This is a genomic window from Delftia sp. K82, from assembly GCF_002193035.1.
Taxonomy (GTDB): Bacteria; Pseudomonadota; Gammaproteobacteria; order Burkholderiales; family Burkholderiaceae_C; genus Comamonas; species Comamonas acidovorans.
Map to the genome: position 1 here is coordinate 872,642 of NZ_MYFL01000001.1, position 19,131 is coordinate 891,772.

At 65.4% G+C, this 19,131-nt stretch carries 18 protein-coding genes; all 18 read left to right on the top strand.

Annotated features, from left to right (window positions below):
• Window positions 1-3: 3 nt before the first annotated feature.
• The 18 genes from ndk to KDK82_RS03925 all read left to right on the top strand — a co-directional run bounded on the left by ndk (window position 4) and on the right by KDK82_RS03925 (window position 19,127).
• The gene (gene ndk, locus KDK82_RS03840) at window positions 4-429 is read left to right on the top strand and encodes a nucleoside-diphosphate kinase (RefSeq protein ID WP_012206822.1); all 426 of its coding nucleotides are present in this window, start codon (window positions 4-6) and stop codon (window positions 427-429) included.
• 92 nt (window positions 430-521) lie between these two features.
• Window positions 522-1,646, top strand: coding sequence for a 23S rRNA (adenine(2503)-C(2))-methyltransferase RlmN (gene rlmN, locus KDK82_RS03845; protein WP_034396288.1), 1,125 nt, complete (start codon window positions 522-524; stop codon window positions 1,644-1,646).
• A gap of 97 nt (window positions 1,647-1,743) precedes the next feature.
• Window positions 1,744-2,556 carry a type IV pilus biogenesis/stability protein PilW gene (gene pilW / locus KDK82_RS03850; protein ID WP_088164059.1) on the top strand — a complete coding sequence of 271 codons (813 nt, stop codon included), beginning with the start codon at window positions 1,744-1,746 and terminating at the stop codon, window positions 2,554-2,556.
• On the top strand, window positions 2,549-3,538 hold the full coding sequence (locus KDK82_RS03855) for a RodZ domain-containing protein (RefSeq protein WP_034396287.1): 990 nt from the start codon (window positions 2,549-2,551) through the stop codon (window positions 3,536-3,538). Before pilW ends, KDK82_RS03855 begins: the two co-directional genes overlap by 8 nt.
• Window positions 3,539-3,540: 2 nt before the next feature.
• The gene (ispG, locus tag KDK82_RS03860; protein WP_012206818.1) at window positions 3,541-4,824 is read left to right on the top strand and encodes a flavodoxin-dependent (E)-4-hydroxy-3-methylbut-2-enyl-diphosphate synthase; all 1,284 of its coding nucleotides are present in this window, start codon (window positions 3,541-3,543) and stop codon (window positions 4,822-4,824) included.
• A gap of 178 nt (window positions 4,825-5,002) precedes the next feature.
• On the top strand, window positions 5,003-6,262 hold the full coding sequence (gene hisS, locus KDK82_RS03865; RefSeq protein ID WP_212739077.1) for a histidine--tRNA ligase: 1,260 nt from the start codon (window positions 5,003-5,005) through the stop codon (window positions 6,260-6,262).
• Between the two features lie 70 nt (window positions 6,263-6,332).
• Window positions 6,333-7,016: a tetratricopeptide repeat protein gene (locus KDK82_RS03870; protein WP_012206816.1), complete on the top strand. Its 684-nt coding sequence runs from the start codon at window positions 6,333-6,335 to the stop codon at window positions 7,014-7,016.
• Window positions 7,017-7,036: 20 nt separating this feature from the next.
• Window positions 7,037-8,194: an outer membrane protein assembly factor BamB gene (gene bamB / locus KDK82_RS03875; RefSeq protein WP_088164060.1), complete on the top strand. Its 1,158-nt coding sequence runs from the start codon at window positions 7,037-7,039 to the stop codon at window positions 8,192-8,194.
• Window positions 8,195-8,209: 15 nt separating this feature from the next.
• Window positions 8,210-9,556 (top strand): ribosome biogenesis GTPase Der, encoded by a 1,347-nt coding sequence (gene der, locus KDK82_RS03880; protein WP_012206814.1) that lies wholly within the window; start codon window positions 8,210-8,212, stop codon window positions 9,554-9,556.
• A 102-nt stretch (window positions 9,557-9,658) separates the two neighbouring features.
• Entirely contained in the window at window positions 9,659-9,910 is a 252-nt protein-coding gene (hfq, locus tag KDK82_RS03885) for an RNA chaperone Hfq (protein ID WP_012206813.1), read from the top strand.
• 67 nt (window positions 9,911-9,977) lie between these two features.
• Complete coding sequence (gene hflX / locus KDK82_RS03890; protein WP_012206812.1) at window positions 9,978-11,192, top strand: GTPase HflX; 1,215 nt, start codon at window positions 9,978-9,980, stop codon at window positions 11,190-11,192.
• Between the two features lie 71 nt (window positions 11,193-11,263).
• Window positions 11,264-12,658 carry an FtsH protease activity modulator HflK gene (gene hflK, locus KDK82_RS03895; RefSeq protein WP_012206811.1) on the top strand — a complete coding sequence of 465 codons (1,395 nt, stop codon included), beginning with the start codon at window positions 11,264-11,266 and terminating at the stop codon, window positions 12,656-12,658.
• A 12-nt stretch (window positions 12,659-12,670) separates the two neighbouring features.
• Complete coding sequence (gene hflC, locus KDK82_RS03900; protein WP_012206810.1) at window positions 12,671-13,561, top strand: protease modulator HflC; 891 nt, start codon at window positions 12,671-12,673, stop codon at window positions 13,559-13,561.
• Between the two features lie 200 nt (window positions 13,562-13,761).
• Window positions 13,762-14,910: an ATP phosphoribosyltransferase regulatory subunit gene (locus tag KDK82_RS03905; protein WP_088164061.1), complete on the top strand. Its 1,149-nt coding sequence runs from the start codon at window positions 13,762-13,764 to the stop codon at window positions 14,908-14,910.
• 39 nt (window positions 14,911-14,949) lie between these two features.
• Entirely contained in the window at window positions 14,950-16,326 is a 1,377-nt protein-coding gene (locus tag KDK82_RS03910; protein WP_012206808.1) for an adenylosuccinate synthase, read from the top strand.
• Window positions 16,327-16,369: 43 nt separating this feature from the next.
• The gene (locus tag KDK82_RS03915) at window positions 16,370-16,894 is read left to right on the top strand and encodes a phosphoribosyltransferase (RefSeq protein WP_012206807.1); all 525 of its coding nucleotides are present in this window, start codon (window positions 16,370-16,372) and stop codon (window positions 16,892-16,894) included.
• 287 nt (window positions 16,895-17,181) lie between these two features.
• Window positions 17,182-18,309, top strand: coding sequence for a beta-propeller fold lactonase family protein (locus KDK82_RS03920; protein ID WP_325100473.1), 1,128 nt, complete (start codon window positions 17,182-17,184; stop codon window positions 18,307-18,309).
• The gene (locus KDK82_RS03925; protein WP_088164062.1) at window positions 18,309-19,127 is read left to right on the top strand and encodes a polysaccharide deacetylase family protein; all 819 of its coding nucleotides are present in this window, start codon (window positions 18,309-18,311) and stop codon (window positions 19,125-19,127) included. The genes KDK82_RS03920 and KDK82_RS03925 overlap by 1 nt, the downstream gene beginning before the upstream one ends.
• Window positions 19,128-19,131: the final 4 nt, after the last annotated feature.

The window sequence follows — 19,131 nt, forward strand, 5'->3', positions numbered from 1 at the left end:
CAAATGGCCATCGAACGCACTCTTTCCATCATCAAGCCCGACGCCGTTGCCAAGAACGTGATCGGCCAGATCTACGCACGCTTCGAAGGCGCTGGCCTGAAGGTCATCGCTGCCAAGATGGTGCACCTGTCGCGCGGCGAAGCCGAGCAGTTCTACGGCGTCCACAAGGAGCGTCCTTTCTTCAAGGACCTGGTGGACTTCATGGTCTCCGGCCCCGTGATGATCCAGGCTCTGGAAGGCGAGAACGCCATCCTGAAGAACCGCGAACTGATGGGCGCCACCGACCCCAAGAAGGCTGAGAAGGGCACGATCCGCGCCGACTTCGCCGACAGCATCGACGCCAACGCCGTGCACGGCTCTGACGCCGCTGAAACTGCAGCCGTGGAAGTGGCTTTCTTCTTCCCCGGTATGAACGTCTACTCGCGCTAATCCCCGCGTCTTCCGCGGCCGTCATGGTCTGTCCGGTGCAGGCCGTGCCTGCCGCGGAAGAGCCGAGAGCGGCGTGGCACCGGCCTGCCGACATGAATACCAATTTGCTAGATTTTGATCTCGACGGACTTGCCGCTTACTGCGAGCAACTCGGCGAGAAGCGTTTCCGCGCGACGCAGCTGTTCCGCTGGATTCACCAGCGAGGCGCCAGCGACTTCGACCAGATGAGCGATCTGGCCAAGTCCCTGCGCGAAAAGCTCAAGGCGTGTGCCCACATCACGGCCCTGCCGGTTCTGACCGAGCATGTGTCTGCCGATGGAACAGTCAAGTGGCTGTTCGACGTGGGAGGCGGCGATGCCGTCGAAGCCGTTTTCATTCCCGAAGATGACCGGGGCACGCTGTGCGTGTCGTCCCAGGCGGGCTGCGCCGTGGGCTGCCGCTTCTGCTCCACGGGTCACCAGGGCTTCAGCCGCAACCTCAGCACGGGCGAGATCCTGGCCCAGCTGTGGTATGCCGAGCATGCGCTGCGCAAGCGCCTGGGCACGGGCGGCGAGCGCGTCATCTCCAACGTGGTGATGATGGGCATGGGCGAGCCGCTGCAGAACTACACGGCCCTGGTGCCGGCGCTGCGCGCCATGCTCGATGACCATGGTTACGGCCTCTCGCGCCGCCGCGTGACCGTGTCCACCTCGGGCGTGGTGCCGATGATCGACCGGCTGTCCCAGGACTGCGCCGTGGCCATGGCCGTGTCGCTGCATGCGCCCAATGACGAGCTGCGCGACCCCCTGGTGCCGTTGAACCGCAAGTACCCCATCCACGAGCTGCTCGATGCCTGCGAGCGCTACCTGGAGTTCGCGCCCCGTGACTTCATCACGTTCGAATACTGCATGCTCGATGGCGTCAATGACCAGCCTGAGCATGCTCGCCAACTGATAGAGTTGGTCCGCGCGCGTGGCGATGGCCGCAGCTGGTGCAAGTTCAACCTGATTCCGTTCAATCCGTTCCCGGCCTCGGGGCTGCTGCGTTCACCCGCAGCGCGGGTGACGGAGTTCGCCAGCCTGCTGAGCAATGCCGGCATCGTGACCACGGTGCGCAAGACACGTGGCGACGACATCGACGCAGCCTGCGGACAGCTGGCTGGCGATGTCAAGGACCGCACGCGCGCTGCCGAGCGCATGGCCAGGCAGCGCACCATTGTTCTCAAGCAGGTGCCTTGAGAAGACCTGGGGCATGCCTGGCATGCCCCGACGGAACAAAGGACAGTTCATGAAGTCAGTGGCTCGGCGGCTGCGAACGGGGGATATCGGTACAGGCATGCGCTGGGCAGTGCCCGCGCTGGTTCTTTTCTTGGCGGGCTGCGCAGGCAAGCAGCCTTTGGTGCCCCCGACGAATTCTGGCTCCGGCAACGCTTCCTCCGTCTCCAATGCCTCGATGGCTTCTGCCGCCGAGGCCGATCCCCGCCGCCGCGCAAGCATCCGCCTGGAGCTGGCGGCTTCCTATTTCCAGGCTGGCCGCATCGATGTGGCCCTGGAAGAGGTGAACCAGGCGCTGGCCGCTGACCCCAGTTCCGCCGACGGCTATGGCCTGCTGGCCCTGATCTACATGCGCAACCAGGACTGGGACCAGGCTGACGCCAGCCTGCGCAAGGCGATGTCGTTGCGTCCCCAGGACGGCGACCTGCAGCACAACTACGGCTGGCTGCTGTGCCAGCGCAAGCAATACGCGCAAGCCCAGGAATGGCTGGACAAGGCCCTGGCCCAGCCCGGCTACCTGGAGCGCCCCAAGACCTGGATGGCCAAGGGCCTGTGCCTGCAGCAGGCCGGCCTGCTGGTCGAGGCCCAGCAGGCGCTGCTCAAGGGCTATGAACTCGATCCCGCCAACCCGGTGATCGCCTACCACCTGAGCAACGCGATGCTGCAGGGCGGCGACGCCAAGAGGGCGCAGTTCTACATCCGGCGCCTGAACAGCAGTCCCCAGTCCAATGCGGAAAGCCTGTGGCTGGGGATCAAGATAGAGAGGGCGCTGCAGCAATCTGCAGCGATGCGGCAGCTGGCTGACCAGCTGCACCAGCGCTTCCCCGAGTCCCGCCAATGGCTGGCCTACGAGCGTGGAGCATTCAATGAGTGAGGTGTTGGCGGTGCATGACGAAGCAGGTACGCAAGGCGAGAACGCACAAACTTCCATGACGGCGGGCACGCTGCTGCGCCAGGCGCGCGAGGCGGCGGGTCTGTCTCTGGCCGGGCTGGCGGCGGCACTCAAGGTGCCAGCCCCCAAGCTGGAGGCGCTGGAGGCGGATGACTACGCCGCATTCCAGGACCATGTCTTCATGCGGGCCCTGGCGCAAAGCGTCTGCCGCACGCTGCGCATGGACTCGGCATCGGTGCTGGCCCTGCTGCCGCGCACCCAGCTCAAGAGCCTGGCCGATGATCGCGGCAGCATCAACGCCACGTTCAAGGAGCGCTCCTTCAAGGCCACCGGAACATCGCTGGGACGTGAAAACGGCTCGCGCAAGGTGGCCATCATCGTGCTGCTGTTGTTGGCCGCTGCCGCTGCCGTCTACTTCCTGCCCAAGCATGAAGGCGACGCCGAAGAGCCGCAGGCCGGCGCTTCCGATGCCGCTGCCCTGGTGCAGCCAGCAGGGACTGTGTCCGAGCCCGTGGCCGCCCAGGAGCCCGTTGCGCCTGCGGCGACGACGCCGGCCGATGTGCCGGCTGCATCTGCCCCTGCACCTGCATCTGCACCGGCAACTTCAGCGCCTGCAGCGGCAGCCGTTCCGGCTCCTGCGTCCACCACAACGCCTGCTGCCCCTGCCGCCGATGCGCCTGCCGAGGGCGCCGCAGCGACATCGGCAGCCACCGCGGCGCAAACGCCTGGTGGCGTGCTGGTCATGAAGGCCAACGCACAATCGTGGGTACAGGTCAAGGATTCCAGCGGCCGCGTGGTGCTGCAAAAGACGCTGGCGGCCGGTGAATCCATTGGCGCCGAGGGCGCGCTGCCGCTGTCGGTCATCATCGGCAATGCCAGCGGCACCGAGGTGCGTGTGCGTGGCGAATTGCTGGAAGTCGCCAAGACCACCCGCGACAATGTGGCCCGCTTTGAGGTGAAGTGACCGTGCAAGATCTCCCCATCACGCAGCAGCCGATAGCGATTGCCTCGCCGCTGCCGCGCAAGTCCCGCCAGGCCCGTGTGGTCTGGCGCAACAACGTCGTCACCGTGGGTGGCGATGCGCCTGTGCGCGTGCAGTCCATGACCAACACCGATACGGTGGACGCGGTCGAGACGGCCATCCAGGTGCGCCAACTGGCCCAGGCCGGCTCGGAGATGGTGCGCATCACCGTCAACACGCCCGAGGCTGCCGCCGCCGTGCCCTATATCCGCGAGCAGCTGGACCGCATGGGCGAGTACGTGCCGCTGGTGGGTGACTTCCACTACAACGGCCACCGCCTGCTCACCGAATACCCGGCCTGCGCCGAGGCACTGTCCAAGTACCGCATCAACCCCGGCAACGTGGGCAAGGGCGACAAGAAGGACAAGCAGTTCGGCCAGATGATCGAGGCGGCGGCCCGCTACGACAAGGCCGTGCGCATCGGTGTCAACTGGGGCTCGCTGGACCAGGAACTGATGGCCCGGCTGATGGACGAGAACTCGCGCCGCGCCCAGCCCTGGGATACGCGCCAGGTCATGTTCGAGGCGCTGATCTCCTCGGCCGTCGATTCCGCGCGCCTGGCCGAGTCCATGGGCCTGAATGGCGACAACATCATCCTGTCGTGCAAGGTCAGCGGCGTGCAGGACCTGATCTCGGTCTACCGCGCCCTGGCGCAACGCTGCGACTATGCGCTGCACCTGGGCCTGACCGAAGCCGGCATGGGCACCAAGGGCACGGTGGCCTCGGCCGCCGCGCTGTCCGTGCTGCTGCAGGAAGGCATTGGCGACACCATCCGCGTCTCGCTCACGCCCCAGCCCGGCGAGGCGCGCACGCAGGAAGTGGTGGTCGCCTCCGAAATCCTGCAGGCCCTGGGCCTGCGCATCTTCGTGCCCAGCGTCACGGCCTGCCCGGGCTGCGGCCGCACCACCAGCACCACCTTCCAGGAACTGGCCAAGCAGATCGATGACTATCTGCGTGGCCAGATGCCGCTGTGGCGCATGAAGTATCCCGGTGTCGAGGCGATGAAGGTGGCCGTGATGGGCTGCATCGTCAACGGTCCCGGCGAGAGCAAGCACGCCAACATCGGCATCAGCCTTCCCGGCACGGGCGAGGCGCCCGCCGCCCCCGTCTACATCGACGGGGAAAAGGCGCTCACGCTGCGCGGCGAGCGGATTGCCGAGGAATTCCAGGCACTGGTCGAAAATTATGTGGCGCGCACCTATGGCGCCACCGCCGCTGCACCCGCCTGAGCGGCTGCGCCTGCAGTTATTGCAAAATAGATAGCGCACCACGCTTTGCCTCATTGGCTCTTACGCGAAACAGGCGTTGAGAGCAGGGGCGAAAAAAGCGGGGTCAGCGCCTGTTTCCGAGCATTCATCGAACGAGAACAACGTGGCCAAACCCGAAAAACTCTCCGCCGTCAAAGGCATGAACGACATTCTTCCCGCCGAGTCCGCTCGCTGGGAATGGCTGGAAGCGCAGGTGCGTGAATTGATGGCGCGCTTTGCCTACCGCAACGTGCGCACGCCCATCGTCGAGCATACGCAGCTGTTCGTTCGTGGCATCGGCGAGGTGACGGACATTGTCGAGAAGGAGATGTACTCCTTCGAGGACAAGCTCAACGGCGAGCGCCTGACGCTGCGCCCCGAAGGCACGGCCAGCCTGGTGCGCGCCACCATCGAGAACAATCTGCTGTACGACGGCGGCAAGCGTATGTGGTACATGGGCCCCATGTTCCGCCATGAGCGCCCGCAACGCGGCCGTTACCGCCAGTTCCACCAGATCGGCGCCGAGGCCCTGGGCTTTGCCGGCCCCGATGTCGATGCCGAACTCATCATGCTGGCCGTTTCCCTGTGGAAGCAGCTGGGCCTGACCCAGTGGCGCCTGGAAATCAACAGCCTGGGCCAGCCCGAGGAGCGCCAGGCACACCGCCAGGCCCTGATCGCCTACCTGGAGCAGCACCAGGACGTGATGGACGAAGAGGCCAAGCGCCGCATGTACAGCAACCCGCTGCGCGTGCTGGACACCAAGAACCCCGCCATGCAGGAGATGGTCAACGGCGCGCCGCGCCTGCTGGACTTCCTGGGCGAGGGCTCGCTGGCCCACTTCGACGGGCTCAAGGCCATCCTGGACGCCAACGGCGTGCCCTGGACCGTGAACCCGCGCCTGGTGCGCGGCCTGGACTACTACAACCTGACGGTGTTCGAGTTCATCACCGACATGCTGGGCTCGCAGGGCACCATCTGCGCTGGCGGCCGCTACGACTACCTGATCGAACAGGTAGGCGGCAAGAGCGCGCCTGCCGTGGGCTGGGCATTGGGTGTGGAGCGTGTGCTGGAACTCGTCAAGGAGCTCGGCACCGACATCCCCGCGCCCACGCTGCATGCCTACGCCATCGTCCCCGACGTGGCGGCCATGCCTGTGGCGCTGCGCACCCTGCAGCAGCTGCGTGAGGCCGGTGTGCGCGTGCAGATGCATGCGGCCAGCGCCGAAGGCATGGGCAGCATGAAGTCGCAGTTCAAGAAGGCCGATGCCAGCGGTGCACATTTCGCGCTGATCTTCGGCTCCGATGAGCTGCAGCAGGGCCTGGTCACCGTCAAGTCGCTGCGCGACGGCGCGGGCCAGCAGGTGCAGCAAGCCCTGGCTGATGCGGCCCAATGGGCTGCCACCCTACAATCGGCGGTTTGACCAGCATCCGCAGCTTTTCAAGCGACCGCTCCAGCGGCGACCTCCATACATAAAGCGACACAGGCGATCCATGGCAAACCATTTCGATCTCGAAGAACAAGAGCAGATAGAGCAGCTCAAGCATTTCTGGAATACCTGGGGCACGTTAATCACCGGCGTGCTCGTGGTCATCTTCGTCGGCTTTGCCGGCTGGAATGGCTACCAGTACTGGGAAAAGCGCCAGGCCACGCAGGCTGCCGCTCTGGCGCATGCCGTTGACGTGGCGCTGGCTGGCAAGGACGCGGCGCGCGCCGGCCAGGCCTTCGCTGATCTCAAGGACAAGTACGCCGGCACCACGCAGGCGGCCCAGGCCGGCCTGCTGCTGGCCAAGGCTGCAGTGGACGAAGGCAAGCTCGATGACGCCAAGGCAGCCCTGAGCTGGGTGGCCGACAAGGGCGACGAAGGCTACAAGGCGCTGGCCAAGCTGCGCCTGAGCGCCGTGCTGGAGCAGCAAAAGCAATACGACGAAGCCCTCAAGGCGCTGGAAGGCAGCATGCCCGAATCCTTCGCCGGCATCGTGGCCGATCGCCGTGGCGACATTCTTGCGGCCCAGGGCAAGCAGGCCGAAGCCATTGATGCCTATCAGCGCGCCCATGCCGCCCTGGACAAGGGCGTGGACTATGGCCGTCTGATCGAGTTCAAGCTCAATGCGCTGGGTGCTGAACCCACCGTGCTGGCACAAGCCAAGACGTCGACTTCGGAGAAGCAACCTTGAAAACTTCGGCTGATCAATTGATGGCGATTTCGCGCCCGCGCGGCGTTGCGCGCTGGATGGCTCTGGGCCTGCTGGCCGGTGCCCTGGGTGGCTGCTCCACCGTGTCCTCGTGGTTCAGCAGCGACACCAAGCCCAAGCCCCAGGAGCTGGGTGCCAACCCCGGCCTGCTGGCCGTGCACCAGGCCTGGACCGCCAAGCTCGGCGCCGAAGTGCCGCTGGCCACCGACATCCATGTGCAGGGCGACACGCTGCTGATCGCTGCCAAGGACGGCAGCGTCACGGCCCTCGATGCACGCAACGGCAGCCAGCTGTCGCGCTTCACTGTTGGCGAGCCGCTGACCGCGGGCGTGGGCGGTGACGCCGAGCGCCAGGCCGTGCTCACGCGCAGCAACCAGATCATCGTCTACTCGCAAGGCAAGCAGCTGTGGAAGCAGCCACTGCCCGCAGCCGCCTACACGCCGCCTCTGGTGGCGGGAGGCCGCGTCTTCGTGCTGGCAGCCGACCGCTCGCTGGCCGCTTTCGATGCCGCCAACGGCCGCAAGCTGTGGACCGCGCAGCGCCCGGGCGAGCCCCTGGTGCTGCGCCAGCCCGGCGTGCTGATCGCCGTGGGCAACACGCTGGTGGCCGGCCTGTCGGGCCGCATGGTGGGTATCGATCCCGACACCGGCGCCGTGCGCTGGGAGGCTCCGCTGGCCAGCCCGCGCGGCACCAATGACGTGGAGCGCCTGGTGGACCTCGTGGGCCGCGTCAGCCGTGTCGGTGACAGCGTCTGCGCGCGAGCCTTCCAGGCTGCCGTGGGCTGTGTGGATACGCAAAACGCATCGGTGCGCTGGACCCAGCCGTCCAAGGGTGCCGATGGCATCGACGGTGATGGTGATTCCGTGTTCGGCGCCGAGAGCAATGGCACCGTCCAGGCCTGGCGCCGCGGCGACGGCTCGCGCGTGTGGTCCATCGACCAACTGCAGCACCGCCGCCTGACGGCGCCGTTGATGCTGGGCCGCTCGGTGGTGTTTGGTGATGACTATGGTGTGGTGCACCTGCTGTCCAAGACGGACGGACAGGCGCTGGCACGATTGAAGACGGACGACTCCGGCGTGGCCTCGCCCCCGGTATCGGCTGCCAATACGCTGGTGGTGGTAAGCCGCAGCGGAACTGTGTACGGCTTCAGGCCGGATTGATAGGTATTTTCGGGAATGAAGCCAGTTATTGCCCTGGTAGGGCGACCCAATGTGGGCAAATCGACGCTGTTCAATCGGCTGACCAAGTCGAGGGATGCAATCGTCGCGGATTTCGCGGGCCTCACGCGTGACCGCCACTATGGACAGGGCCGCCAGGGTAAGCACGAGTACATCGTGATCGATACCGGCGGTTTTGAGCCAGATGCATCCAGCGGCATCTTCAAGGAGATGGCGCGCCAGACGCAGCAGGCTGTTGCCGAGGCTGACGTCGTGGTCTTCGTTGTCGATGCGCGCCTGGGCATGTCCGCCCAGGACCACGACATCGCCAAGTACCTGCGCCGGCTGGGCAAGCCCTGCGTGCTCGTGGCCAACAAGGCCGAGGGCATGAAGGAAGGCGTGCAGCTGACCGAGTTCTACGAACTGGGCCTGGGCGATGTGCTGCCGGTTTCCGCAGCACACGGGCAGGGCGTGCGCGACCTGCTCGACCTGGCCCTGGGCCAGCTCAACCTGCCCGAACCCGAGGAAGACGACCCCTTCGACGATGTGGCCCAAAAGCCCATCCGCCTCACTGTGGCAGGGCGCCCCAACGTCGGCAAATCCACTCTGATCAACACCTGGCTGGGTGAGGAGCGACTGGTCGCCTTCGACATGCCGGGCACCACGCGCGACGCCATCTCGGTGCCTTTCGAGCGCGCCGGCCAGAAGTTCGAGCTGATCGACACGGCAGGCCTGCGCCGCAAGGGCCGGGTGTTCGAGGCCATCGAGAAGTTCTCCGTGGTCAAGACGCTGCAGGCTATCGAAAGCGCCAATGTCGTGCTGCTGCTCATCGATGCCACGCAGGGCGTGACCGACCAGGATGCGCACATTGCCGGCTACGTGCTGGAAAGCGGCCGTGCCGTGGTGCTGGCCGTGAACAAATGGGATGCGGTGGACGACTACCAGCGCCAGATGCTGGAGCGCTCGATTGAGACGCGCCTGTCCTTCCTCAAGTTCGCTCCCATGCATTTCATCTCGGCGGAAAAGCGCCAGGGCCTGGGTCCGCTGTGGAACTCCATCATCCAGGCGCACAAGGCTGCCACCTGCAAGATGCCCACGCCGGTGCTCACGCGCCTGCTGATGGAGGCCGTACAGTTCCAGACGCCCAAGAAGACGGGCATCTATCGCCCCAAGATGCGCTATGCGCACCAGGGCGGCATGAACCCTCCGGTCATCGTCATACACGGCAATTCGCTCGAGCATGTGACGGAGGCATACAAGCGCTTCCTCGAAGGGCGATTCCGCAAGGAATTCAATTTGGTTGGCACGCCGTTGCGGATCGAGTTGAAAACCTCTCATAATCCTTTTGCCGACAAGGACAAGTAACAAGCTACGGGATTTCGGGAAAACCCTTGTGCGAACAAGGGCCCCAAAACACTGTGGTAAGGTGTCGGTTTACAACAACACTCTTCGAACACGGAGAATATCGTGAGCAACAAAGGCCAACTCCTCCAAGACCCGTTCCTGAACGCGCTTCGCCGCGAACATGTTCCGGTGTCCATCTACCTCGTCAACGGCATCAAGCTGCAAGGCCAGATCGAATCCTTCGACCAGTACGTGGTTCTGCTTCGCAACACCGTCACGCAGATGGTTTACAAGCACGCCATCTCCACCATTGTTCCCGGCCGCGCCGTGAACTTCTCCACGGCCGAAGCTGCCGGCAGCGACGCCAGCGCTTGAGCTCGCGGCGCCCTGATGCCTCCCCGCACCGCCGGGGAGCTTCCTCACCCTTCGGGAGAGGTTTTTCTTGAGTTCTGAATCTTTTGACCGGTCCACGCCAACGCCAGTGCTGCTGGTGGGCGTGGATTTCGGCTTTCCCCATTTCGATGGCGAGTTGGAAGAGCTGGGCCTGCTGGCCGGCACGGCCGGCCTGCGTCCCGTCGCACGACTGACCTGCAAGCGCAAGGTGCCCGATGCGGCGCTGTTCGTGGGCAGTGGCAAGGCCGACGAAATCCGCATGCTCGCCCAGATGCACGGTGCCCAGGAAGTGCTGTTCGACCAGGCCCTGAGCCCGGCCCAGCAGCGCAACCTGGAACGCCATCTGCAGATGCCGGTCAACGACCGCACTTTGCTTATCCTGGAGATCTTCGCCCAGCGCGCGCGCAGCCATGAAGGCAAGCTGCAGGTGGAGCTGGCGCGCCTGCAATATGTGGCCACGCGCCTCGTGCGGCGCTGGACCCACCTGGAGCGGCAGATGGGCGGCATCGGCGGCCGTGGCGGCCCTGGCGAAAAGCAGATCGAGCTGGACCGCCGCATGATCGACGAGTCGATCAAGCGCACCAAGGAGCGGCTGCAGAAGGTCAAGAAGCAGCGCGCCACGCAGCGTCGGCGGCGCGAGCGCCATGGCATCTTCAACATCTCTCTGGTTGGCTACACCAACGCCGGCAAGTCCACGCTGTTCAATGCGCTGGTCAAGGCGCGCGCCTATGCGGCCGACCAGCTGTTCGCCACGCTGGACACGACCACGCGCCAGCTGTACCTGAATGAAGCCCAGCAATCGGTGTCCCTGTCGGATACCGTGGGGTTCATCCGCGACCTGCCGCACGGCCTGGTCGATGCATTCCAGGCCACGTTGCAGGAGGCGATCGATGCCGATCTTCTGCTGCATGTGGTCGACGCCTCCAATCCGAATTTCCCAGAGCAAATCCAACAAGTCCAGAAAGTTCTGAAGGAAATCGGTGCCCAGGAGGTGCCTCTGGTACTGGTTTTCAACAAATTGGACGCCGTCGATCCGGAGCGGCTTCCAGCGCAGTTGCAGGACCAGTACGAGCTTGACGGGCTGCCTGTTTCACGGGTGTTCGTCAGCGCCCGCTCCGGCGAGGGGCTGCCGCAGCTGCGGCAGTTGCTGGCCGAGCATGCGCTGCGCGCGGAGGCGGAACACGCCGAAGCGCACGGTGGTGATGAGCGGGATCAGGAGGAGGTGGATGGCGCGATGCCCCCTGGGCAGGACGCCGAATACTAGGGGCTAGCGCCCTGATTGGGCAAAATGCCGATTGGGTCCCTGTCTTTACCGAAGAAACCGAGACTTCTCGCATGAATCTTTCACAACGCGCCCATCGCTGGGCGATGCTGCCGCAGCGCCTTCGCGGGATGTTCAACCTGAATGATCCGCGATGGGGACGTGGCGACGACAAGAACGACGATGCTTCGCGCCCCGATGCCGACCGTCCCGCGCCGCCGCCCCCACCTGCGGAGCCTGCACGCGACAACCGCGACAGCCGTGACAACCGCCCCTCGTCGGGCGGCGGCCAGCCGCCTGATCTGGATGAGCTGTGGCGCGACCTCAACCGCAAGCTCTCGGGCCTGTTCGGCGGCAAGCCGGGCGGCGGCCGTGGCCAGCCGCCCATCCGCAATGGCGGCGGCAGCCAGCCGCCGGACATGCGCAGCGCCGGCATGGGCGTGGGCCTGATCGCCGGCATTGCCTTCATCATCTGGATGGGCACGGGCATCTTCATCGTCCAGGAAGGCCAGCAGGCCGTCATCACCCAGTTCGGCAAGTACAAGAGCACGGTGGGCGCCGGCATCAACTGGCGGCTGCCGTACCCGATCCAGCGCCATGAACTGGTCTTCGTGACGCAGATCCGCTCGGCCGACGTGGGGCGCGACACCATCATCAAGAGCACGGGCCTGCGCGAGTCGGCCATGCTCACCGAGGACGAGAACATCGTCGAGATCAAGTTCGCCGTCCAGTACCGCCTGAGCGACGCGCGCGCCTGGCTGTTCGAGAGCAAAAACCCGTCCGAGGCCGTGGTCCAGGCCGCAGAGACTGCCGTGCGCGAAGTCGTCGGCAAGATGAAGATGGACACGGCGCTGGCCGAGGAGCGCGACCAGATCGCCCCGCGCGTGCGCGACCTGATGCAGACCATCCTGGACCGCTACAAGGTGGGCGTGGAAGTCGTGGGCATCAACCTGCAGCAAGGCGGTGTGCGTCCGCCCGAGCAGGTCCAGGCGGCCTTCGACGACGTGCTGCGTGCCGGCCAGGAGCGTGAGCGTGCCAAGAACGAAGCGCAGGCCTACGCCAACGACGTGGTGCCGCGCGCAGCCGGCTCGGCAGCGCGCCTGCTGGAAGAGTCCAACGGCTACAAGGCCCGCATCGTGGCCCAGGCCCAGGGTGATGCGCAGCGCTTCAGCTCGGTGTTCACCGAGTACCAGAAGGCTCCCCAGGTCACGCGCGACCGCATGTACCTGGAAACCATGCAGCAGATCTACGGCAACGTGACCAAGGTGCTGGTGGAATCGCGCCAGGGCTCCAACCTGCTGTACCTGCCGCTGGACAAGATCATGCAAGGCGTGAGCGGCAATGTGCCGGCAGCCGACAGCTCGGCGGCCCCCAGCACTCAGGCGCCTGCGCCTGCCGCCATTCCCGGCCTTTCGAACGATGCGCGCAGCCGCGACAGCAGTCGCAGCCGTGACCGCGAAGCACGCTGAGGAGCAGCCCAAGTGAACCGAGTTGGATTTTTCATCACTAGCATTCTTCTGGCGCTCGCGCTGCTCAGCTCCATGCTGTTCGTCGTCGATCAGCGCCAGTTCGGCGTGGTCTATGCCCTGGGTCAGATCAAGGAAGTGATCACCGAGCCGGGCCTGAACATCAAGATGCCGCCGCCGTTCCAGAACGTGCGCTACATCGACAAGCGCCTGCTCACGCTGGACAGCACCGACACCGAGCCCATGCTCACTGCCGAAAAGCAGCGCGTGGTCATCGACTGGTACGTGCGCTGGCGCATCTCCGATCCGTCGGAGTACATCCGCAATGTGGGCCTGGACGAGTCGGCCGGCGCCATGCAGCTCAACCGCGTGGTGCGCAATGCCTTCCAGGAGGAAATCAACCGCCGCACCGTGCGCGAACTGCTGTCCAGCAAGCGCGATGCGCTGATGAACGACGTCAAGCGCGAAGTGCTGGAGACCGTGCGCGGCGCCAAGCCCTGGGGCGTGGACGTGGTCGATGTGCGCATCACGCGCGTGGACTATGCCGAGACGATCACGGAATCGGTCTACCGCCGCATGGAAGCCGAGCGCAAGCGCGTGGCCAACGAGCTGCGCTCCACCGGCGCCGCCGAAGGCGAGAAGATCCGCGCCGAGGCCGATCGCCAGCGCGAGATCACCATCGCCAATGCCTACCGTGATGCCCAGAAGATCAAGGGCGAGGGCGATGCCGAGGCCGCCCGGACCTACGCCGAGGCCTTTGGCAAGGACCCGCAGTTTGCGCAGTTCTACCGCAGCCTGGAGGCCTACAAGGCCAGCTTTGCCAAGAAGAGCGATGTGCTCGTGCTCGATCCTTCGCAGACCGATTTCTTCAAGGCCTACCGCAGTGGTGGAAGCTCTGGAAAATAAGCGCGCCTGAGCGGCAACGCCGCCCGGCCCCTGCACGGCGCCCCTGTTGGGGCGCCGTTTTTTCTTGCGCCGCCGCTGTCGCCCGTGCACCGAATCGATTCGGAATACCGAACACCCGCCGTGGGCCTTGGGTCACCCCCAATTTGGGCTGGCCCGCAACAGCCGGTAGAATCACGTTTTTAACAGCCTCCCCCTTTTCCATGTCTGCTTGGGTCCTGCCGGATCACATCGCCGATGTCTTGCCTTCCGAGGCCCGGCACATCGAAGAATTGCGTCGAGGCCTGCTCGATACAGCGCGTGGCTATGGCTATGAACTGGTCATGCCGCCCATGCTGGAGTACCTCGAATCCCTGCTCACCGGCACAGGGGAGGCGCTGGACCTGCAGACCTGCAAGCTCATCGACCAGCTGACAGGCCGCACCATGGGTCTGCGTGCAGACACCACGCAGCAGGTGGCCCGCATCGATGCCCATCTTCTCAACCGCAAGGGCCTCACGCGCCTGTGCTACTGCGGCCCCGTTGTCCATGCCCGCCCTGACCGCCCCCGCGCCACGCGCGAGCCGCTTCAGTTCGGTGCCGAGATCTACGGCCACCAGGGCATGGAAGCCGACCTGGAGGCACTGCACCTGGCGCTGGACTGCCTGCGCAGCGCAGGCGTCACCAACATCAATGTCGATCTGGCCGATGTGCGCATCGTGCGCAGCCTGCTGGCTGGCGTGATGGTGGACATGCAGGTGCTGCGCGGCGTGCACGCTGCGCTGGCCGCCAAGGATGCGAGCGAACTCGAGCGCCTCACGCGCGACTTCCCCGTCGCCTCGCGCGAAGGCCTGATGGCCTTGCTGCAGCTGTACGGCGGCATCGAGGTGCTGGACCGCGCCGAGAAGCTGCTGGCCCGCACTGCAGGCGTGCAGCCGCTGCTGGACCAGCTGCGCTGGCTGGCGCAGCGCCTCGAAGGCGTGAGCGTGAGCTTCGATCTGGCCGATCTGCGCGGCTATGCCTACTACAGCGGCACGCGCTTCGCCATCTATGTGCCGGGTGCCAGCGATGCGCTGGTGCGCGGCGGTCGCTATGACGAGGTGGGTGCGGTCTTTGGCCGCAACCGGCCCGCCGCCGGCTTCAGCCTGGACATCAAGCAGCTCGTCGCCGTCGTGCCCGAGCGCCCGCTCAAGGCTGCCATCCGCGCGCCCTGGGGCGACGATCCCCAGGTTGCGGCTGCCATTGCTGCATTGCGCCGGCAGGGCGAGACCGTGGTCTGCGTGCTGCCAGGGCATGAAAGCGAAGTGGACGAATTCCACTGCGACCGCGAGCTCGTGCAGGTTGCCGGGCAGTGGGCCGTGCAAGCCATCTGACGCATTTGTCAATTTCTTCGGATTTCATCGGATTTGAATATGAAAGCTACCAAAGGTCGCAACGTGGTCGTGGTCGGCACCCAGTGGGGTGACGAAGGCAAAGGCAAGCTGGTGGACTGGCTGACCGAAAGCGCCCAGGGCGTGGTCCGCTTCCAGGGTGGCCACAACGCTGGCCACACGCTGGTCATCAACGGCGTGAAGACCGCACTGCACCTGATCCCCAGCGGCATCATGCGCCCCGGCGTGAAGTGCTATATCGGCAACGGCGTGGTGCTCTCTGCCGCCAAGCTGTTCGAGGAAATCGAAGGCCTGGAGAAGGCCGGCGTGCAGGTGCGTGACCGTCTGCGCGTGTCCGAGGCCTGCCCGCTGATCCTGCCCTTCCACTCGGCGCTGGACGTGGCGCGCGAAGCTGCGCGCGAGCAGGGCGGCACCGAGAAGATCGGCACCACCGGCCGTGGCATCGGCCCCGCCTACGAAGACAAGATTGCCCGCCGCGCACTGCGCGTGCAGGACCTCAAGTACCCCGAGCGCTTCGCCACCAAGCTGCGCGAACTGCTGGCCCTGCACAACCACATCCTGGTCAACGTGCTGGGTTCGAAGAACTTCACCTTCGGTGACGCGCTCAAGCCGTACATCAAGGATGGCGAAGTGCAATTCGACGCGGTGTACGAAGAGGCCATGCGCCATGCCGAGCTGCTCAAGCCCATGATGGCCGACGTCTCCCGCGAGCTGAACGCCGCGCACGCCGAAGGCGCCAACCTGCTGTTCGAAGGCGCGCAGGGCACGCTGCTGGACGTGGACCACGGCACCTATCCCTATGTCACCTCGTCCAACTGCGTCGCCGGCAATGCGGCTGCAGGCTCGGGCGTGGGCCCCGGCATGCTGCACTACATCCTGGGCATCACCAAGGCCTACTGCACCCGCGTGGGCGGCGGTCCTTTCCCCACCGAACTGGATTGGGAAAAGGAAGGCACGCCGGGCTGGCACATGAGCACCGTGGGCGCCGAAAAGGGCGTGACCACCGGCCGCTCGCGCCGCTGCGGCTGGTTTGACGCCGCGCTGCTCAAGCGCAGCGCCCAGGTCAACGGTCTGTCGGGCCTGTGCATCACCAAGCTCGACGTGCTCGACGGCCTGCAGGAGCTGCTGCTGTGCGTGGGCTACGAGCTCGATGGCGAGAAGATCGACCTGCTGCCCATGGGTGCCGACGAGATCGCCCGCTGCAAGCCCATCTATGAGTCCATCCCCGGCTGGACCGATTCCACCGTGGGCGTGACCGACTACGACAAGCTGCCGGCCAATGCCCGCCGCTATCTGGAGCGCATCGAGGAAGTGACGGGCGTGCCCATCGCCATGGTTTCGACCAGCCCCGACCGGGATCACACCATCCTGATGCAAAACCCCTACGCCGCTCAGTGAACCACTGGCGGCTGAACCCCAAGATTGAACCAGGAGCCATTCCATGCTGACGGAAGACGGTCAACACCTGTATGTGAGCTACGACGAATACCACGGACTGATCGAAAAGCTCGCGATCAAAGTGCACCAGTCCGGCTGGGAATTCGACACCATTCTCTGCCTGGCCCGTGGCGGCCTGCGTCCCGGTGACATGCTCAGCCGCATCTTCGACAAGCCGCTGGCCATCATGTCCACCAGCTCCTACCGCGCCGAAGCCGGCACGGTGCAGGGCCATCTGGACATCGCGCGCTTCATCACCACGCCCAAGGGCGAGATCGCCGGCCGCGTGCTGCTGGTCGATGACCTGGCCGATTCGGGTCACACGCTGAACGCCGTGATCGCCATGCTCAAGACCAACTACCCGCCGATCACCGAGCTGCGCAGCGCCGTGATCTGGACCAAGGGCCTGTCGGCTTTCACGCCCGACTACTCGGTGGACTACCTGCCGACCAACCCCTGGATCCACCAGCCCTTCGAGCACTACGACACCCTGCGTCCCGAAAAGCTCATGGAGAAGTGGAAGATCTGATCGCCACTGCGCCTTTGGGTGCATGCCAGCGAAGGGAGCCTGTCGGCTCCCTTTTTCGTTGTGGCGGGTATTTCCATGCGCCGTTGTCATGCCTTGATGCAAGTCATGGATTGGCGCGCTTGCCGCGATATCTCGGGCCAACGTCGCGCAAATGTCGGTTTTTTGCACAGCAGCAAAAGCCGATGCCCCAGAGCGTCCGAGGGGCTGATTGGCGCAGCTACACTGCGCAGATTCTCAGAAGGTGGTGCTTTGTGAAACGTCTTTCCGTCGGGCGCTTGAGCGCGGCTGTGGCTTTGGTTGTGGGCGGCGGTGCGCTGGCCTGGCTGGCCGTGGCATCCCTGCCCGGATCCAAATCGGCCCGTGCGGCCTCGGCCACGTCTGCTGCCGTGCAGGCGCAAGCCGCATCGGCCCAGGCGGCCGCCGTTCCTGCCGCGCCTTCCGTTCCCTCGGCTACGGCAGCTCCCGCGGCCCCGGTCGCGCGTGTCACGCCGCCACCGCAGACCCAGGGCCCCACGCCCATCTTTGTGCTCAACTCGCTTGATGCCAACATCAGCATCGTGGACCCGGTCACCTGGCAGGAGACGGCACGCATTCCCACGGGCAAGGAGCCGCATCACCTGTACCTCACGCCGGACGAGAAATCGCTGGTCGTGGCCAATGCGCTGGGCGACACCCTGACCCTGGTCGATCCGCGCACGGGCGAGGTGCAGCGCGTGATCCGCGACATCATCGACCCCTATCACCTGCGCTTCAGCCCGGACATGAAGTGGTTCGTCACGGCGGCCAACCGCCTCAACCACATCGACATCTACCGCTGGGATGGCCAGAACCCGCAGCTGGTCAAGCGCGTGCCCACGGGCAAGACGCCCAGCCATCTCTGGATCGATGCCAAGAGCACGACCATCTATTCCACCATGCAGGACAGCGATGCCCTGGTGGCCATCGACATCGCCACCCAGACCATCAAGGCCCGCGTGCCCACCGGCCCCATGCCGGCCGATCTCTATGGCAGCCCGGACGGCACCAAGCTGTTCATCGGCCTGACCGGCAGCGATGGCGTGGAAGTGTTCGATATCACCGGCCCCGAGCCGCGCAGCGTGGCCCGCATCAAGACAGCCGCTGGCGCCCACGCCATGCGCGCGGCCGGCGACGGCCGCCACCTGTATGTGAGCAACCGCGTGGCCAACACCATCAGCAAGATCGACATGCAGACCAACCAGGTCGTGGCCAACTACCCGGCACCGGGCGGCCCCGACTGCATGGACGTCTCCGCCGACGGCCGCTACCTGCTGGTCAGCTCGCGCTGGGCGCGCAAGCTGTCGGTGATCGACACCGTGGAAAAGAAGGTGGTCCAGCAGGTCAAGGTCGGCAAGTCGCCGCACGGCGTGTGGACGCTGGCCCACGCGCAACGCTGATGGACCGCCGTCTCTTTGCGCAATCGCTGGCCGGTACGGCGGCTTTCGGCCTGCTGCGCCCCGCCTTGGCGGCAGGGCATGGCACAGGCTGTGCCAAGACCGTGTATCTGACCTTCGACACAGGCCACATGGGCATTGCCGACCTGGTGGCCGATGTGCTCAAGCGCCATGCGGTGCCAGTGACGTTTTTCGCGGCCAACGAGCCCACCCAGCAAGGCGATGGCAGCCTGGGCGAGACCTGGGCGCCCTGGTGGCGCGCACGCGCTGCCGAAGGCCATGAATTCGCCTCGCACACCTACGACCACATGTACTGGCGCGGTGATCTGCGCGCCTCGAAGAACGGGCCGGTCACGGGTTTTCGCGTGCGCCCCTCGGCAGGGCCTCGCGCCAACGAGAACTTCACGGTCGATGCGGCAGGCTATTGCGACGAGATCCGCCGATCCGCACAGCGGCTGCAGCAGATCACGGGGCGCAAGCCTCTGCCGCTGTTCCGTGCGCCCGGCGGCAAGACCTCGCCCGCGCTGCTGGATGCCGCGCGGCAGGGCGGCTACATGCATGTGGGCTGGGCCAGCGCGGGTTTTCTGGGCGATGAGCTGCCCAGTGACCGCTACCCGAATGCGCAGCTGCTGGCCCAGGCGCTCAAGAACATCCGCAGCGGAGACATCCTGCTGGCCCATCTGGGCATCTGGTCACGCAAGGACCCCTGGGCACCTGCCGTGCTGGAACCTTTGGTCACGGGCCTGCTCAAGCAGGGGTTCTGCTTCCGCACGCTGCGGGAGCATCCCGACTATCGGGATTGGGTAGCAAAATTCGCATAGTGTC

Excerpts from the sequence above, each read along its gene's own strand:
- ndk (WP_012206822.1), top strand. The coding sequence starts at position 4 with ATGGCCATCGAACGCACTCTTTCCATCATCAAGCCCGACGCCGTTGCC.
- rlmN (WP_034396288.1), top strand. The coding sequence starts at position 522 with ATGAATACCAATTTGCTAGATTTTGATCTCGACGGACTTGCCGCTTAC.
- pilW (WP_088164059.1), top strand. The coding sequence starts at position 1,744 with ATGCGCTGGGCAGTGCCCGCGCTGGTTCTTTTCTTGGCGGGCTGCGCA.
- KDK82_RS03855 (WP_034396287.1), top strand. The coding sequence starts at position 2,549 with ATGAGTGAGGTGTTGGCGGTGCATGACGAAGCAGGTACGCAAGGCGAG.
- hisS (WP_212739077.1), top strand. The coding sequence starts at position 5,003 with ATGAACGACATTCTTCCCGCCGAGTCCGCTCGCTGGGAATGGCTGGAA.
- KDK82_RS03870 (WP_012206816.1), top strand. The coding sequence starts at position 6,333 with ATGGCAAACCATTTCGATCTCGAAGAACAAGAGCAGATAGAGCAGCTC.
- bamB (WP_088164060.1), top strand. The coding sequence starts at position 7,037 with ATGGCGATTTCGCGCCCGCGCGGCGTTGCGCGCTGGATGGCTCTGGGC.
- der (WP_012206814.1), top strand. The coding sequence starts at position 8,210 with ATGAAGCCAGTTATTGCCCTGGTAGGGCGACCCAATGTGGGCAAATCG.
- hflK (WP_012206811.1), top strand. The coding sequence starts at position 11,264 with ATGAATCTTTCACAACGCGCCCATCGCTGGGCGATGCTGCCGCAGCGC.
- KDK82_RS03905 (WP_088164061.1), top strand. The coding sequence starts at position 13,762 with ATGTCTGCTTGGGTCCTGCCGGATCACATCGCCGATGTCTTGCCTTCC.
- KDK82_RS03910 (WP_012206808.1), top strand. The coding sequence starts at position 14,950 with ATGAAAGCTACCAAAGGTCGCAACGTGGTCGTGGTCGGCACCCAGTGG.
- KDK82_RS03915 (WP_012206807.1), top strand. The coding sequence starts at position 16,370 with ATGCTGACGGAAGACGGTCAACACCTGTATGTGAGCTACGACGAATAC.
- KDK82_RS03925 (WP_088164062.1), top strand. The coding sequence starts at position 18,309 with ATGGACCGCCGTCTCTTTGCGCAATCGCTGGCCGGTACGGCGGCTTTC.